This is a genomic window from Actinomadura bangladeshensis (assembly GCF_004348335.1).
Classification (GTDB): Bacteria; Actinomycetota; Actinomycetes; order Streptosporangiales; family Streptosporangiaceae; genus Spirillospora; species Spirillospora bangladeshensis.
On sequence record NZ_SMJW01000007.1, the window covers coordinates 41,722 to 55,874 of the forward strand.

Sequence of the window (14,153 nt, forward strand, 5' to 3'; positions counted from 1 at the left end):
TTTCGACCGTGGTCTGATGACCGGGAGACGCGGGCGGCCGAAGCTGGGCGGCATGACATCACAGACGGAGGCCGCCCCGGCGATCAGGGTCGAGGGGCTGACGAAACGGTACGGCCGGCGGACGGTGGTCGACGCTCTGACGTTCACCGTCCGGCCGGGCGCGGTGACGGGCTTCTTCGGCCCGAACGGCGCGGGCAAGACCACGGCGATGAAGGCGGTCGTGGGGCTGGCGCGCCCGTCGGCGGGCTCGGTGTCGGTGCTGGGCGCGCCGGTGGCCTCGCTGGTGCCGGACGCGCGCCGGATCGGCGTCCACATCGAGCCGTGCGGCGCGCACCCCGCCCGGACGGCCCGCGCGCACCTGCGGGCGCTGGCGCTGGCGGCGGGGCTGCCGCGCCGCCGCGCCGACGAGGTGCTGGAGGTCGCCGAGTTGACGGGGGCGGCGCGCCGCCGGGTCGGCGCCTTCTCGCTGGGGATGCGCCAGCGGCTCGGGCTCGCCGCCGCGCTGCTCGGCGACCCGGAGATCCTGGTGCTGGACGAGCCGGCCAACGGCCTCGACCCGCAGGGCATCCGCTGGCTCCGGACGATGCTCCGCGAACGGGCCGCGAAGGGCGGCACGGTGCTGCTGTCCAGCCACCTGCTCGCGGAGGCCGCGCAGACCGTCGACGACGTGGTCGTCATCGACCGTGGCAGGCTGGTCCACCAGGGACCGATCAGTGGGGTGGAGTCGCTGGAGGACGTGTTCCTCGAGCTCACCGGAGGGGTGGAACGATGATCGGCCTGCTTCGCGCGGAACTGCTCAAGGCGGTGACCACCCGCGCCGTGTGGGGGTTCGCGATCGGCGGGACGGCCTTCGCCGCCCTGAACGCGGTGCTCATCGCCAAGGCGTCGGGGACGCTCGACGAGATCCCGGAGAAGAAGGAGGCGCTGGCGGGGCTCCCCGTCCTCCTGCTGCTGTGGGGGCTGGTCGGCGCGGCCGGCGAGTACCGCCACCGGACCGCCGCGCCCACGGCGCTGGTCGCCCGGCGCGGCCGCGGAACCGTCCTGGCGGTGCGGATCGCGGCGTACGCGCTGACCGGGCTCGGGCTGGCGCTGCTGATCAACGCGGTCGCGGTCGGCGTGGCGCTGCCCCTGCTGGCGGACCAGCCCGGCCCGGACCTGACGTCCGCCCAGGTGGCCGAGGTCGTGGCGGGCAACGTCGGGGCGTTCGTGCTGGCGGCGGTGCTGGGCGCGGCGGTCGGCGCGCTGATCCGCGTCCCGGTCGTCGGCGCGGTCGTCCTGCTGATCCTGGCCCTGGTGGTGCAGCCCCTGGTGGGCGGCGCGTGGGAGCGGGAAGGAAACCTCTCGCCGTTCGGCGCGGCGGGCGTCATGACCGGCGGAACCCACGACACGACGCTCACGGTCGCGGAGGCCGGTGCGGTGTTCGCGGTCTGGACGGTCCTCGCGGTACTGATCGCGGTCGCGTGCGAACGACGGCGCGACCTGGCGTGAGCGTGGGCATCGCGGAGCGGATCCGGGCGGTGCGGGGCTTGCAGGCCGCGCACCGCCCGGTGCTGTTCGACATCGCGCTCGCCGTGGCGGCGACCTTCGTGGAAGTGGGGCTGCTGTTCAACGACGGCACGCACGCCGTGCCCCTGCCGATCGCGGTGACCGTCCTCACCGGTGCGGCGCTGCTGGCCCGCCGCCGGTCCGGGGTGGCGGTGACCGCTGTGACGGTCGCGTCGGCGGCCGTGCTGGCCGCGGCGGGATACTCGCCCGGTGGCGCGCCCGTCGTCGTCGCGCTGTGGTCGCTCGCCGAAACACGCGACCGGCGCGTCTCGCTCGCGGTGCTGGCACCGGTGATCGTGTTCCTGGCCGCCTGCAGCATCTGCACCCCGCCCGCGCCGGTCGGCGCGTGGATGCTCGGCGCCTACATGCAGACGCGCCGCCGCTACGTCCGGGCGGTCGAGGAGCGGGCCGCCACCCTCGAACGCGAACGGGAGCAGCTCGACCTGATCGCGGCGCAGCGCGAACGCGGCGCGATCGCCCGCGAACTGCACGACATCGTCGCGCACTCGGTGACGGTGATGCTGATCGGGGTCCGCGGCGCCCGCGACGTCCTGGAGACCGAACCGCAGGTGGCCGCGCGGACGCTGGAGCAGGTGGAGACCAGCGCCGAGCGGAGCCTGGCCGAACTGCGCCGGATCCTCGTCCTGCTGCGCGACCGGCAGGCGGCGGAGACGCGGCCGCAGCCCGCACTGGCCGACCTGGACGACCTGGTCGCCGGGTACCGCGCTGCGGGCCTGCCGGTCCGGCTGGAGATCGCCGGGGAACCCCTGGACCTGCCGAGCGGGGTGGAGCTGTCCGCCTACCGGATCATCGAGGAGGCGCTGACCAACGCGCTGAAACACGCCGGCGCGACACTGGTCACGGTGAGGCTGGACTACGGCGGCACTGACCTGGAGGTGCGGGTGCACGACGACGGGACGGGAACCGGCGAGCCGGGCCCCGGCGGGCACGGCTTGGTGGGGATGCGGGAACGGGTCGCGGTGCTCGGCGGCGACCTGGAGACCGGCCCCGCCCCTGGCGGCGGCTTCCGGGTCGCGGCACGGCTGCCGATCGGGGAGCCCGCATGACGATCCGGGTGCTGATCGTCGACGACCAGGAACTGATCCGGATCGGCTTCCGGCTGTTCCTGCAGACCCGTACCGACCTGGAGGTCGTCGGCGAGGCCGCGGACGGCCACGAGGCGATCGCGCGCGCGGCCGAACTGCGACCCGACGTCGTCCTGATGGACGTCCGGATGCCGCGGATGGACGGCGTCGAGGCCACCGCACGCATCACCGCCACGGACCGTCCTGCACCGGACGAGCCCGGCTCGACCGCCGGTCCGCCGCGCGTACTGATCCTCACCACCTACGACCTCGACGAATACGTGTTCGGCGCACTGCGCGCCGGGGCGTCCGGATTCCTGCTGAAGGACGCGCCCCGAGAGCGGCTCCTGGAGGCGATCCGCGTCGTCCACCAGGGCGAGGCGCTGCTATCCCCGTCGATCACCCGCCGCCTGATCGAGGACTACGCCGGACGCACCGACCCCGTCCGGCCGTCCCCGGACCTGCTGACCGCACTGACCCCGCGCGAACGCGAGATGCTCCTCCTCGTCGCCCAGGGCCTGTCGAACCAGGAGATCGCGGCGCGCCTCGTCGTCACCGAGGCCACCGTCAAAAGCCACGTCGGCAGCGTCTTCGCCAAACTCCACCTACGCGACCGCGTCCAAGCCGTCGTCCTGGCCTACGAACACGGCATCGTCGTCCCCGGCCGCCGCCCGAACCTCCAATGAATCCACTGGAGTACGCCCAGGCTCAGATCTTGGTGTTGAGGTCGACGTCCGGGGGCGCCACGTAGATGCGTGAACTGATCATGGCCAGCAGCACACTGCCCTTGTCGTTGCGCGGCTTGATCCACTCGATGGTGAGCTTGGAGTGATCGTCAGTGCGTTCTGCCCAGATCTCCGGATCTTGTTTGGAGAACGCGTCCCGGCCCTCCTGGACGACCTTCCACCCCGCTGAGGGCAGCGCTTTGCGGACGCGTGCGTAGCCTTCTCCGATCTCCTGATCCGGCAGGCCCCAGACGGACCAGGAACCCGTCATGCTGTAGCCCCGCTCGACGCCTTGCGCCTCAGTGTTGATCAACGCGGCGGGTGGATCGCCCTTCCCTTTCGGGAGATCGACCATCTCCTTGATGCCGGCCAGACGGGCCTCCACCTGCGACCGTACTGTCTCCGGATCGGCGGCCTTCGGTTCATATCCAATATCGTTCATGGCTTGGCATCCGCTCGTGGTCAATGTGACGGCGGCCAGTACCACCCCGGTCAAGGGGCCTCGTACGCCCTTCATTCGGACGGTTCTCATTGAATTCCCGTGACCACTTTGGCCATGTTCCTGAGGCTGGTCGAGTTCTTGTCGAAGTAGGACGTGTGCGCTGTTGCGGGATTTAATCCCTTACCCTCCATGCCGTAATCCAGCCTCCTGCCGCCGAATCCCGGATCGCCGGGCACCGATGCCATGCCCAGGAACCGCCCGGGTAGTTCGGTGTGGTTTCCGCCGTAGGGGACGGGGTCGCCGGGTGCTCGATCGGTGTAGACATGGTCGTCCCCGATCCCGAGTTCTGACGCGCGGCCCGCTTCGACGCCCGGACTTCCCGCGAAGATGATGTCGTCGGCGCCGAGATGTCCATGGACCGCGGCGGAGCCGATGACGGTACTCCCGTAACTGTGACCGATCATCGTCAGGTGGGCGGTACCGCCTTGGTGGGCGGTGCGCGTCCCGTCAACGAAATGGTTCAACAGGGGTGCTCCTTCGTCCGCGTAGTGGCGGAAAGGGGCTTCGAGCGGAATGCTCTGAGGAGCGTCGTATCCGAGCCAGGTGATCGTGGATACGGACTCGCCCTTGCTCATCTGATTCGACGTCAACCACAAGTCATTGCCGCGGTGCAAACCGGTTTCCATCCCGGCGAGGTTCGCATAGGTGCCGGGGACGTAGACCGCGGTGTGGGCGGCCGTGTCCGGGTTGCCCCTGGCGACGATGGCGTGGCCGTTGCCGCGCGTGTCGAAGCCCAGCAGGTAGCCCTCGGGAAGGTTCTTCTGGCCTGCCATGTCCAGGTTCGTCTGGATGGCGTCCATGCCTTTCAGTTGGCCCGCGAGCCTGTCGTGCTCGTCCTTCCAGATCTGGTAGAGCGGGTTGGTCACCGGGCCGGTCGGGCCGCTGAGGAACTGCTCGGGCGGCTTTCCCATGGCGTTCAGGCGCTGCTGGACGTCCGCGTGCGTTTCCTGGAGGACGAGCCGGTTGGCCTGGTCGCGGACGTCGGCGGGAAGTCCGTCCAGCGCGCCGATCTCGTCCGGGTGCGCCGTGATGTACTCCTGGCGCTGCTCCGGTGTGAGGCCGCGCCACCATTCCGCCGTCTTTTTCGGGTCCTTGCCGTCCGGGAGGCGGAGCCGGAGGCCGGTGTCGGCGAGCCCGGCCACCAGCCGCCCGTCGTTTCGGGCGTCCAGCCACGTCCTCGCCGTCACCCGCAGGTCCGGGGCGGCGGCGAGTCTCGCGAGCGCGGCCGCGTATCTCTCGTCGATCGCGGTCGCCCGGGTCACCGCGCGGCGGATCTGGTCGGCGATCGCCTGTGCCCGGGCCCGGTTGTCGCCGCCCTGGGCGCCGAGGGGCAGGCCGCCGGCCCCGGTGGCAGTGCCGCCGTGCCGCATGGGCGGCGAGGCCGGATAGCCGAGCCGCCCGTCGGGGCTGACGGTGAACCCGAGCCCGGCCGCCTCGCCGAGGGCTTGTTGCAGTGATTTCTGCTGGGCGCCGAGTTCGGCGGACATCGAGGCCAACAGTGTCCGGACGTCCCCCGATTCCGCCATTCCGTACTCGAAATTGCGGCTCAGCCGGGTCAGCCGCTGGAAAGCGGCCTCGGCGTCCTTCCCCTGCCAGGTGCCGTGCAGGGGTGCCAGTAACCGGCGGTCGGCGGTGTCACGTCCGGCCTCCAGCTCGTTCATCAGCCGGCCCCAGCCGTCCCCGGCGGACTTCACCGGCCCCAGGTCCAGCTTCTGGAGCTGCTGCATCGACACCACGTCAGCCGTCCGCCTTCACATTGAGCAGATCGTTGAAGTTCTTGTTCATCCCGTCGACGAGCCCCTGCTCGGTCGCTTCGTCGTTGCCCGCGTTGGTCCGGAACGTCTCGGCGATCGACCAGCATTCGCCGCGCAGCGCGCCGAGCCGTTCGTCCCAGGATTGGAAGACTTTCGCCAGTGCGCCCGCGAACGCGAAACCGTCCGCACCCGCCGCGACGCCCTGGTGGGCGTTCTCCAAATTCTTCAGCGACTTCTGGACGTGGGCGCCCAGGGCGTCCGCCGACGTGCCCGTCTTCCGCAGATGCGCGGGGTCGAACTTCCGAGTCTCGGTCACCGGCTTTCCCTTCCGTTCACGCACTGCGGCCGACTCTTCGGCGGCGGCTCACGATGAGGAGCGCGGCGGTCAGTCCCGCGACGACCAGGCTCGCGCCCGCCGCCCCGGCGACGATCGTCGCCACCGGAAGCCCGCCGGAGCCGCCTTCGGGTTTCGCCGCCGCCACCGGCTGCCGTGACGGCGCTCGGTACGTGGACGCCTTCCAGCGGTCGAACGCCTCGTAGACGGCGTTGGGCGCGCTGGACGGAACCGGGTACGTGGCGGGGTCCATTGCGTTGCGGACGAGGAGCACCCCGTAGCCGGTCCGCGGGTCCCATTTCTTGGTGCCGACCGGCATGGCCGTGGCGAGGATCCGCTGCACGACCGTCCGCCCGGACATGCCGGGATTCCGCGACCGGATCAGCGCCACCGCCGCCGACGTCAGGGCGGCCGCCCCGCTGGTGCCCGCCGAGCCGGGGTAGTAGGTGCCGTCCTTGCCCACAAGCCCCATCTGCGCACCGGGCGCCGAGATGGTCACATAGTTCTGCCGCTGGGTCCTGTGCCAGGGCTTCGTCGCCTTGGTCACCGCCCCCACCGCGAGCACTCCCGGACACCTCGCCGGCTGTTCCGCGGCGTTCGTGCCGTCTCCGTCGTTTCCGGCCGCTGCGACCAGAACGACATCATGCGCGATCGCGTATGCGATGGCGGACTGGAGATCGTCCTCGCATCGAACCGACGTTCCGCCGATCGACATGTTGACGACCTTGGCCCCGTGGTCGACGGCGAACCGGATCCCCTGCGCGATCTCAGAGATGTTGTCCTCGGTCGCGGAACCGTGCGGAAGGCGCACCGGGATGATCTCCGCTTCGGGCGCCAGCCCCACGTATCCGGTGCGTCCGCCGCCGCGTCCCGCGATGAGCGCGGCGATGGACGTCCCGTGTCCCTGCTCGTCGAAGTCGGCCTGCCCCCTGGTATCCCCGCCGGCCGTGTCGAGGCCGGGCAGGACGGCACCGGAGAGTTCGGGGAGCCGCGCGTTGACGCCGTCGTCGATCACCGCGACCTTCACGCCGGCGCCCTTGCTGAGCGGCCACACCTTCGTCTCGACCGACCATGCGTGGAACCACCACTCATCGCTGCGCGGGACCGGAGCGGCGGAGGCCGGGGCCGCCGCGGCGGTCCAGGCCAGTGCGGTCGCCGCCGCGCCCGCGCAGACGCGCCGGGCCCATGCCGGGGGAGTCAATCCGTCCACTCGATCCGGGGCTCTTCGGCATGCGGCGGGGCGGTGGCCTCGCGTGCCTCCAACCGCTCCAGCCTGTCGAGGACCCTGCGCAACAGGGCCTCCTGCTCGGTCGGCTCGTCACCGGAGGTCTTCTGCGGCTCGGTGGGCTCGGGTGTCACCTCGCCGATGACCCTCGGTGCGACCTCCCGATCGTCGTACCAGACGTCCTGTTCGCTCAGCCACGTTCTCCGGTTGTGCTCCTTGGAGTGGTCTCCTCCGCGTCCTGAGCCTCCGGGATATCCGACGCCGGGCAAGCCAAGACGGCCTGCCGATGCCGTCCTGCCTGTCGCGCCGTGTGCGGGTGCCCCGCCAGGACCACCGGCGCCGGGAAGCAGACCTGGGCCTGCACCGGTCGTTCCGCCGGTAACACCGCCGCCACCTCCGGTGGCACCTCCGGGGAGGCCGCCACCCGCACCGAGGCCGCCGCCGACGGCGGGGCCGATCCCACCGGACGAGCCGGAACCCGGCAGGCTGCCGGCGCCGCCGGACGTCCCGAGAGCAGCCAGGTCAGTGCCGCCGAGGCTGCCGGGTTGTTGAGCTTCACCGGTGCCCGGCGAGCTGTCGCTGCTCACGCCGTCGAGAACCGAACCCGGAGCAACGCCAGGACCGCGGGTGCCGCCGCCCGTTTCGTGTGAACTCGCCGATCCGGATGCGTGCCCAGTTCCCGATCCCTCCGCAGGGAGGGTTCCGCCGGGGCCGTCAGTCCGCACGCTCGCGCTCGGCGATCCGTAGTCGAATCGCCTGTCCGTGCTGATGCTCGGCAGGCCGGTGGAGATGTCGGCGGGGATGGCGTTCCAGGTCTGGGTGGCGCGGGCGTTGGCGCCCTGCATCCACTGGCGCGCCTCTTCGACGCTCTTGGGGGTCGGCATGCTCTGCTGGTACCAGGCCAGGTAGCTCGTCCCGTGGGTTCTGACTGCGTTTCCCACCTCGGACGATCGGGAGGAGATCTCGAACGCGGCGACGAACAACTCGCGCAGGTGGTGCTGGGCGGCGTTGGAGGCGGGCCCCTTCCACGCGTTCGCGAGGTCATGGGCGAACCGGCGCAGGTCCGTCATCGCCTGGTCATAGGCGTTCGCAAGGTCCACGTAACTCTGGCCGGAGGCGGTCACCGCCGCGGGGGCGGTGCCGCGGAGCAATGATGTGATCTCTTCCTTGGACGTGTACGAGGCGGGCGAGCCGGACGGAGCACCATTGCGCAGCGAGGAGGTCATGTGCTCGGTCATCGCTACCGTTCCGCCTCCGGCCAGGTCGGTCCGGGGCCGGGTACGCCGGGGCTCGGCTCACTGGTCGGGACGGACGGCGGCGCCCCGCTCACCAGCCGGTCGAGTTCGCGGATCTTCGCCTCGATCTCGGCCTCGTGCCTGTCGTACACGTTCGCCGTCGCGTACAGCTTCTTGACGACGGCCTGCATGGCGTGGACGAACCGCAGGTGGTGGTCGCCGATCGCGGCGTGGGCGGTGGCCGCGGTTCCGGCGAGCTGGACGGCGGCGTCCCAGCGTCCGAACGCCGCGGGCGGCGCGGAGCCGGCCGCGCGCAGGTGTGCGGTGGCCGTGGAGATCACGGTCTCCAGCTGTCTTTCCAGCCGCCGCGCGAGCGATGTCACGTCGCCGACGACCAGGTCGGGCCCCGTGCTCTCGAGTCCGGGCCAGGCGCGCGCTTCTGGTGGCAGCCCCGAACGTGTGGGCGGCACAAGTACCTCCATGGGGGGAGCGAGGAAGTAACGGAGCGCGGGGACTTGACCAGACATCTTTCACCATGGAGTGCCATGCGTCAAAGCGCTGAGCAACTTTTCTCGTGCCGGTAGTTAGCGAGGCTGTGGAGGTCTCGGCCCCTATATGCGACTGCGATGCATTTTGCTTAGGTAAACGTGTGTCCTCCGGCATCATGTCGATGACGTGTTCGGGTTTCGGTATGTCCGCATTGCCGCTACCGGGTGCGTCCGCGAAATCGTTACGGTGCTGTCGTCGGCGAGGCGGTGCAGGCGGGCGGGGCGTCCGCCGGTGCCGGTCTCCGGGGCAAATCCGTGCCGGCGGACGCGAGCATGCCGGCGGCGGTCAGCCGGTGCAGCGGCCTTCGGCCTTGCTGCGGGCCGCGAGTTCGGCGACGCCGGCCTTGCGCGCGTACCGGTAGTCGGCGGCCGCGGCCTCGCCGTACTCGCCGACGGCACTCGGCGTATCGGAGTGTGTGAGGAATCAGTTCAGTCCAGAAGGAAATCGAGTTCTGCGGCGGCGTCCTTGAAGAGTGCCAGTATTGTTTGCGAGAAATGGTTCTGGTAGGGCTCTTCGGGGAGTGGCGGAGGTATCGATTCTTCGTAGATTTCCGTGCTCAGGATCTCTGCGCGGCGAGACGCGGAGCCCTTTCCGTGCTCCATGTAGGCGCGCGTCCAGGCGGGGCGGGGGTCGTGCGTGATCAGTTGGTCGACCAGCGTCGTGATCCGCTTCGTGACGGCGCTCGAAATGTCGCCGACGATGATCTCCTGCTCGTCGGTGTCCGGCTCGGATCCGGTCCAGCGGACGGGTCTCTGGATCATCCGGTAGACCGCGTACTCCAGGGCCGTTCGCAGGCTCGCCGCGGGGCGCAGGTCCTTGTACTCGTCGGTGTGCCCCTCTGAGAGGCGGCGCGTCAGCGCCTTGATGCTGCTCCAGTGCTTCTTCGGCGTCTCGGGGCAGTAGGCGAGCCCCAGGGTGCAGCGCCACCGGGTGTGGAAGGACCGGGCCGCCTCGGCGACCGCGTCCGTCAGCTGCCCGCTTTCGTAGACCGGGCGCGCCTGCCCCGTCCCGCCCCGGACCGCCTCCTTCGTGAGCGCTTCGAGGAGGCCGTTGAGCTGCCGCATCGTGCGCCGGGACGCCTTCGGCCGGCGCGGGTCGATGCGTCCGGGGTCGAGGACCTGCTCGATGCCGCCGACGAAGTAGCGCGCCTCGTCCAGGCGGCGGCGCAGTATCCGCTCGGCCAGTCCGAGCTCTTCCCGGATTTCGCTCAGCACGTTCTCGGCCGATCCGAGGACGTGCCTCTCGCGGTCGGAGAACGAGCCGAGATTGTCGCCCTTGACGAGGTCGAAGTGGGTGAACAGGAAGAACAGCTTCTCGCCGTTCCCCGTGGCCGCCGCCGTCCGCATCACCGCGACCGGCGCCGCCTGCATCGGCTGCTGGGCGTTGTCGACGAGCACGATCGCGTCGACCTCGTCCAGGCGCTTGCGGAGGGGTGTGGACACCTCGGCGACGGAGCCGGGCGTGTGCCCGAGCCCTTCCCCGTCGATCAGGACGAGCCGCGCCCCGTGCTCGGCCCAGTGCGGGCGGAACGGCCCCGCCGCCCGGATCCCGTTCACCAGGGGCGTCAAAAGCCGGCCGAAGAGCGCCGCCCGGTTGCTGGAGAACCTGGTGACCCCGCGCAGGAACTCGGCCCGGTCGGCGCACTCCCAGGACCAGGACAGCGGCCACCCGTCCGGGGCGCGATGCAGGTCGCCCTCCGTCAGGAGCTCGAAGCGGTCCTCGATGGCGTTGAGGAACGCGTCGACGATCAGCGCACAGGTATCCGAGCGCCGCACGCGCGTTTCGAGTTCGTCCTCGATGTACTCCTCAAGCGGCCGGTCCTCGTTCCCGGATCCGGTCGCGTCCCGCTGGACGGCGGCCAGTTCGGTCGCGACCGCGTGCTGGACGGCGCGTACCGCGTTCTGGACGAGCTCCGTCGTGCGCGGGTCGGCCGTGCGCGAAGCCGGTGCGGCCGGTGCCGCCGACGCGGCGGCCTCAGCATCGTCGTCCAGCTCGTCGTCCAACTCGTCATCGATGTCGTCGGCGTCCGAGGATTCGGGGAGGGCGGCGCGGCCGAGGAGGTAGCTGAACCGGTAGCGCTGGCTGACGTGGTCGAGCAGCCGGTTCTGGATCACCTCCCGGGGACGGCCTTCGAACGCCGCCCGCGCCGCTTCCCAGACGTTGTCGCGCAGGTGGCCGGTGATCTCGTCGCGGCCGGCGAAGGTCACGGCGGCGCGGAACGGGCCTCCGGCCGTGAGGACGATCTCGGTGTCGGCCACGGTGGTCTTCGCGGTCGAGGTGGACGGGAACCGCTCGGTCTCCGGGTCCGTGCCGAGCAGCTGCCGGACGACCGTCGTCTTCCCCGCCCCCGTGGTGCCCAGCAGGAGCACGTGCCGGTATCCCTCGGCGGCCCCGGGAAGCGGCAGCATCTCGTCCCGCAGGGCGGGAAAATCCCTGGTCGGGGCCTGCGCGGGCGTGCCGCCCACGACGGCGCGTTCGGTGAGCCGCCATTCTCGCTCCACCGCGTCCGCGAGGTCGGGAGGCATCCGCCAGTGCCCGAGGTTGTGCGGGGCGGGGACGGGGTCGGCCAGCGGCACCGCGTCCGCCAGCTTCCAGTGGATGAACCGCTTGTCGGCCCAGGGCCCGCAGTCGCACGACCGCTCGTCGCACACGTCCGCCACCCGCGCCACGGCCACGATCGTGTTCCGCTCACCGCACAGGGCGTCGAGGCTCTCTGGTGAGCGGCCGGTCAGCCGGCTGGTCAGGCGCCTCAGGTCGCCGTCCATGGTCGAGCCCGCGCAGATGGCGATCCAGCCGCGCTGTTCCGTCGAGTACGGGCGGTTGTAGACGGTCTGGTGGCCGTGGCTGATCGCCCACGCGGCCGGCTGAGGGACGGTCAGGGCCCAGCAGAGTTCGGACAAGTCACATCCTCGGATAGGGGTCCGCGTTCAGGGGGCGGACGTCTCGATGAACTTGACGAGGGGGGTGAGGAGGCGGCCGTGGTGTTCGGGGCGGTCGCCCTCGAAGCGGGCGAGGACGCGGTCGAACTCGGCGCGGTTGCGGGTCTCCCACGTCCACGACTCGGGCCAGCCGGACGGGTCGCGGTGCAGTTCGCCGACGTCCAGGAGGAGGAAGCGGTCGCGGACGGCGGCGAGGAGGGCCTCGACGACCCGCGCGGTCACCGGCGAGCGCCGGACGTGGGACTCGGCCTCCCCGGTGCCGGCCTCCCGGACCAGCCGGCGGACCGCCCCCGCCGCCGACCGGACCAGTTCCGCCGCGCCCGTGTCGGCCGGCCCCAGGACGTGGCCGAGCGGGAACGGCCCGCCGTCCAGCAGGATGTCCCGGATCACCGGCTCGGGGCGTTGCGCGAGGGCCGCGCGGGCCGCCTCCCAGAGGGTGTCGCGGAGGCGGCCGGCGATCTCGTCGCGGCCCGCGAAGATGACGGTGGCGCGCACGTCATGGCCCCGGCGTCAGCGGTTCCCGAGCGGGACGGTGACGCCCCCGGACCACATCGAGTCGTGCAGCTCGATGGCCTTCAGCCTGGTGCCGCGCGGGACGTCGTAGATGAGCGTGCCCTTGACCGAGTTCCCCGGGTTGATCTGCTCGAAGAACGACTTGGACTCTTGGCTCGTCCAGGTGGACGCCTCGGGGTCGGCCTCGAACTTGCGGCCCTTGGAGTCGATGAGCGTCTGGTTCACGTCGCTGAACGTCCGGGACCGGTCGCCGATGTTCTTCACGGTGACGTAGATGAAGACGAACTGCCCCTGGGCGGTGTCGCCGAAGTACTCGTTGCCGACCTTCTTCACGCCCTTCTTCACCTTGGTGACGGTGAAGGCGAACTTGCCGTCGCGGTACTCGCGGCCGATCCCGTTGACGACCTTCTTCTCGCCGGGCGGCTTCGTCTCGCCCTTTTCGCTCTTCTCGCTCTTCTCCACCGGCTTCTTCTCGGCGGCCGGGGACTCCGAGTCGGACGCGGCGGGCGTATCGGACGAGCTGGCCACGACCGCGACGCACGACACCATCATGAACAGCCCGGCGGCGGCGCCGATGATCCCGTAGAGGCAGCCCTTCCCGCGCTTCCGCGGCGGCGGGACGGCGTAGGCGGGAAGCGGCGGGACGGGGCCCTGCCCGTAGGGCTGGTGGGGGTTCATCTCGTTCTCCAGAAGAGTCAGGCGGCGAGTTCGCCGGGGGTTCGGTCGGAGGTGCCGTGCCATGCGCGCAGGAACGCCTCGACGAGGCCCTCGGCACGGGCGGCGCAGTCGAAGGGCTCGGCCGCGTTACGGCGGGCGATGGACGCGAGGGAGTCGGCCGTCTCGTTGAGCGGATGGCCGGAATGCCCCTTCACGTGCTCGAACGCCAGCCCGGGGCGTCCGGCGACGCGGCGGGCCAGCCGGACCAGGGACGGCGGGGCGCCGCGGCGGGGCCGCAGGTCGTAGCCGTCCGGCAGCAGGCCGGTGTCGCCGCGCCGCCACGCCCGCAGGAAGCGGAGCGCGGGCCGGCTGTCGAGCAGCAGCGTCAGCTCCGGGCCGTCGTCGCCGACGCGGTCGAGCAGGAGGCCGACGGCCCGCAGTTCGCTGACCAGGACCCGGCTGGGGCCGGTCGGGTCCTGCGGCCCGAACGTCCAGCCGCGCATGCCCCAGCGGCCGTCGCCGACGACGTAGCCGAGGCCGCAGGTGCCGCGCTTCCAGCTCGCGTCGGTCGCGGCGACGAGCGGGCCGGGCGGCCACCCGGGCACCCGGCCCTCCACCGGCCTCCGGCCCCGGGCGGGGGGCGGCGGCAGGTGCGGGCAGTCCGGGTGGTGCTCCCCGGTGTCGGCGTAGTGCTCGGCCTCACCGGCGAGCATCTCCGCGATCGGGTCGTCGCCGTGCCGGACGGCGGCGAAGCACAGCCACAGCAGCCGGCGGGCGACTGCGCAGCACGGGCACATCGGGGCCCGCGTCGCGGCGGCGCGTAACCGCTGGGTGCGTGCGGCGAGGTCCGCCGGCATCCGTCCCTGCGCGTCGTCGAACTCGTGCAGCGGCATCGTCGGGACATGCACGGATCGCCACCTCCGCTCTCTGGCCTGGGGAAAGGACGACGCCGCCGGCATCGCCTCGGTCTGTACACAGCAAACCACACTAGGAGCTGTGAACGCAATCAACAAACGAATCGAATCGAGCACGTGTGAGATCGAGCGCTGTCGGCGGCGGGGACGTGAATCAGATCAACCGCCGTGATAGG

General features: G+C 71.2%; 14 protein-coding genes. 4 read left to right on the plus strand and 10 right to left on the minus strand.

Features of this window, described 5'->3' with window-relative positions; translation table 11 throughout:
- Positions 1–52 precede the first annotated feature (52 nt).
- From E1284_RS02930 to E1284_RS02945, 4 genes are read left to right on the plus strand one after another with little or no spacing between them, the layout of a single operon-like run.
- Positions 53–772 carry an ABC transporter ATP-binding protein gene (locus E1284_RS02930; protein ID WP_131936740.1) on the plus strand — a complete coding sequence of 240 codons (720 nt, stop codon included), beginning with the start codon at positions 53–55 and terminating at the stop codon, positions 770–772.
- Positions 769–1,488 (plus strand): ABC transporter permease, encoded by a 720-nt coding sequence (locus E1284_RS02935; RefSeq protein WP_131936742.1) that lies wholly within the window; start codon positions 769–771, stop codon positions 1,486–1,488. The genes E1284_RS02930 and E1284_RS02935 overlap by 4 nt, the downstream gene beginning before the upstream one ends.
- Positions 1,485–2,612 (plus strand): sensor histidine kinase, encoded by a 1,128-nt coding sequence (locus E1284_RS02940; RefSeq protein WP_207923525.1) that lies wholly within the window; start codon positions 1,485–1,487, stop codon positions 2,610–2,612. Before E1284_RS02935 ends, E1284_RS02940 begins: the two co-directional genes overlap by 4 nt.
- A complete protein-coding gene (locus tag E1284_RS02945; RefSeq protein ID WP_131936744.1) occupies positions 2,609–3,316 on the plus strand; it encodes a response regulator in 708 nt (235 codons plus the stop codon). Before E1284_RS02940 ends, E1284_RS02945 begins: the two co-directional genes overlap by 4 nt.
- A gap of 22 nt (positions 3,317–3,338) precedes the next feature.
- Here the strand turns inward: E1284_RS02945 and E1284_RS02950 are convergent, their stop codons facing one another.
- The 10 genes from E1284_RS02950 to E1284_RS02995 form a co-directional block, all read right to left on the minus strand.
- The gene (locus E1284_RS02950; protein WP_131936746.1) at positions 3,339–3,851 is read right to left on the minus strand and encodes a hypothetical protein; all 513 of its coding nucleotides are present in this window, start codon (positions 3,849–3,851) and stop codon (positions 3,339–3,341) included.
- 32 nt (positions 3,852–3,883) lie between these two features.
- The gene (locus E1284_RS02955) at positions 3,884–5,584 is read right to left on the minus strand and encodes an alpha/beta hydrolase (RefSeq protein WP_131936748.1); all 1,701 of its coding nucleotides are present in this window, start codon (positions 5,582–5,584) and stop codon (positions 3,884–3,886) included.
- A 10-nt stretch (positions 5,585–5,594) separates the two neighbouring features.
- Positions 5,595–5,927 (minus strand): hypothetical protein, encoded by a 333-nt coding sequence (locus E1284_RS02960; RefSeq protein WP_131936750.1) that lies wholly within the window; start codon positions 5,925–5,927, stop codon positions 5,595–5,597.
- A gap of 16 nt (positions 5,928–5,943) precedes the next feature.
- A complete protein-coding gene (locus E1284_RS02965) occupies positions 5,944–7,146 on the minus strand; it encodes a S8 family serine peptidase (RefSeq protein ID WP_165965106.1) in 1,203 nt (400 codons plus the stop codon).
- Positions 7,143–8,408: a WXG100 family type VII secretion target gene (locus E1284_RS41170; RefSeq protein ID WP_165965107.1), complete on the minus strand. Its 1,266-nt coding sequence runs from the start codon at positions 8,406–8,408 to the stop codon at positions 7,143–7,145. Before E1284_RS41170 ends, E1284_RS02965 begins: the two co-directional genes overlap by 4 nt.
- Before the next feature lie 2 nt (positions 8,409–8,410).
- Entirely contained in the window at positions 8,411–8,875 is a 465-nt protein-coding gene (locus tag E1284_RS02975; RefSeq protein ID WP_131936756.1) for a hypothetical protein, read from the minus strand.
- Between the two features lie 507 nt (positions 8,876–9,382).
- Positions 9,383–11,854 (minus strand): hypothetical protein, encoded by a 2,472-nt coding sequence (locus E1284_RS02980; RefSeq protein ID WP_131936758.1) that lies wholly within the window; start codon positions 11,852–11,854, stop codon positions 9,383–9,385.
- A 27-nt stretch (positions 11,855–11,881) separates the two neighbouring features.
- Entirely contained in the window at positions 11,882–12,388 is a 507-nt protein-coding gene (locus E1284_RS02985) for a hypothetical protein (RefSeq protein WP_131936760.1), read from the minus strand.
- Positions 12,389–12,403: 15 nt separating this feature from the next.
- On the minus strand, positions 12,404–13,084 hold the full coding sequence (locus E1284_RS02990; RefSeq protein ID WP_165965108.1) for a DUF4352 domain-containing protein: 681 nt from the start codon (positions 13,082–13,084) through the stop codon (positions 12,404–12,406).
- Positions 13,085–13,101: 17 nt separating this feature from the next.
- A complete protein-coding gene (locus tag E1284_RS02995) occupies positions 13,102–13,971 on the minus strand; it encodes a ribonuclease HI (RefSeq protein WP_131936764.1) in 870 nt (289 codons plus the stop codon).
- Between the last annotated feature and the right edge of the window lie 182 nt (positions 13,972–14,153).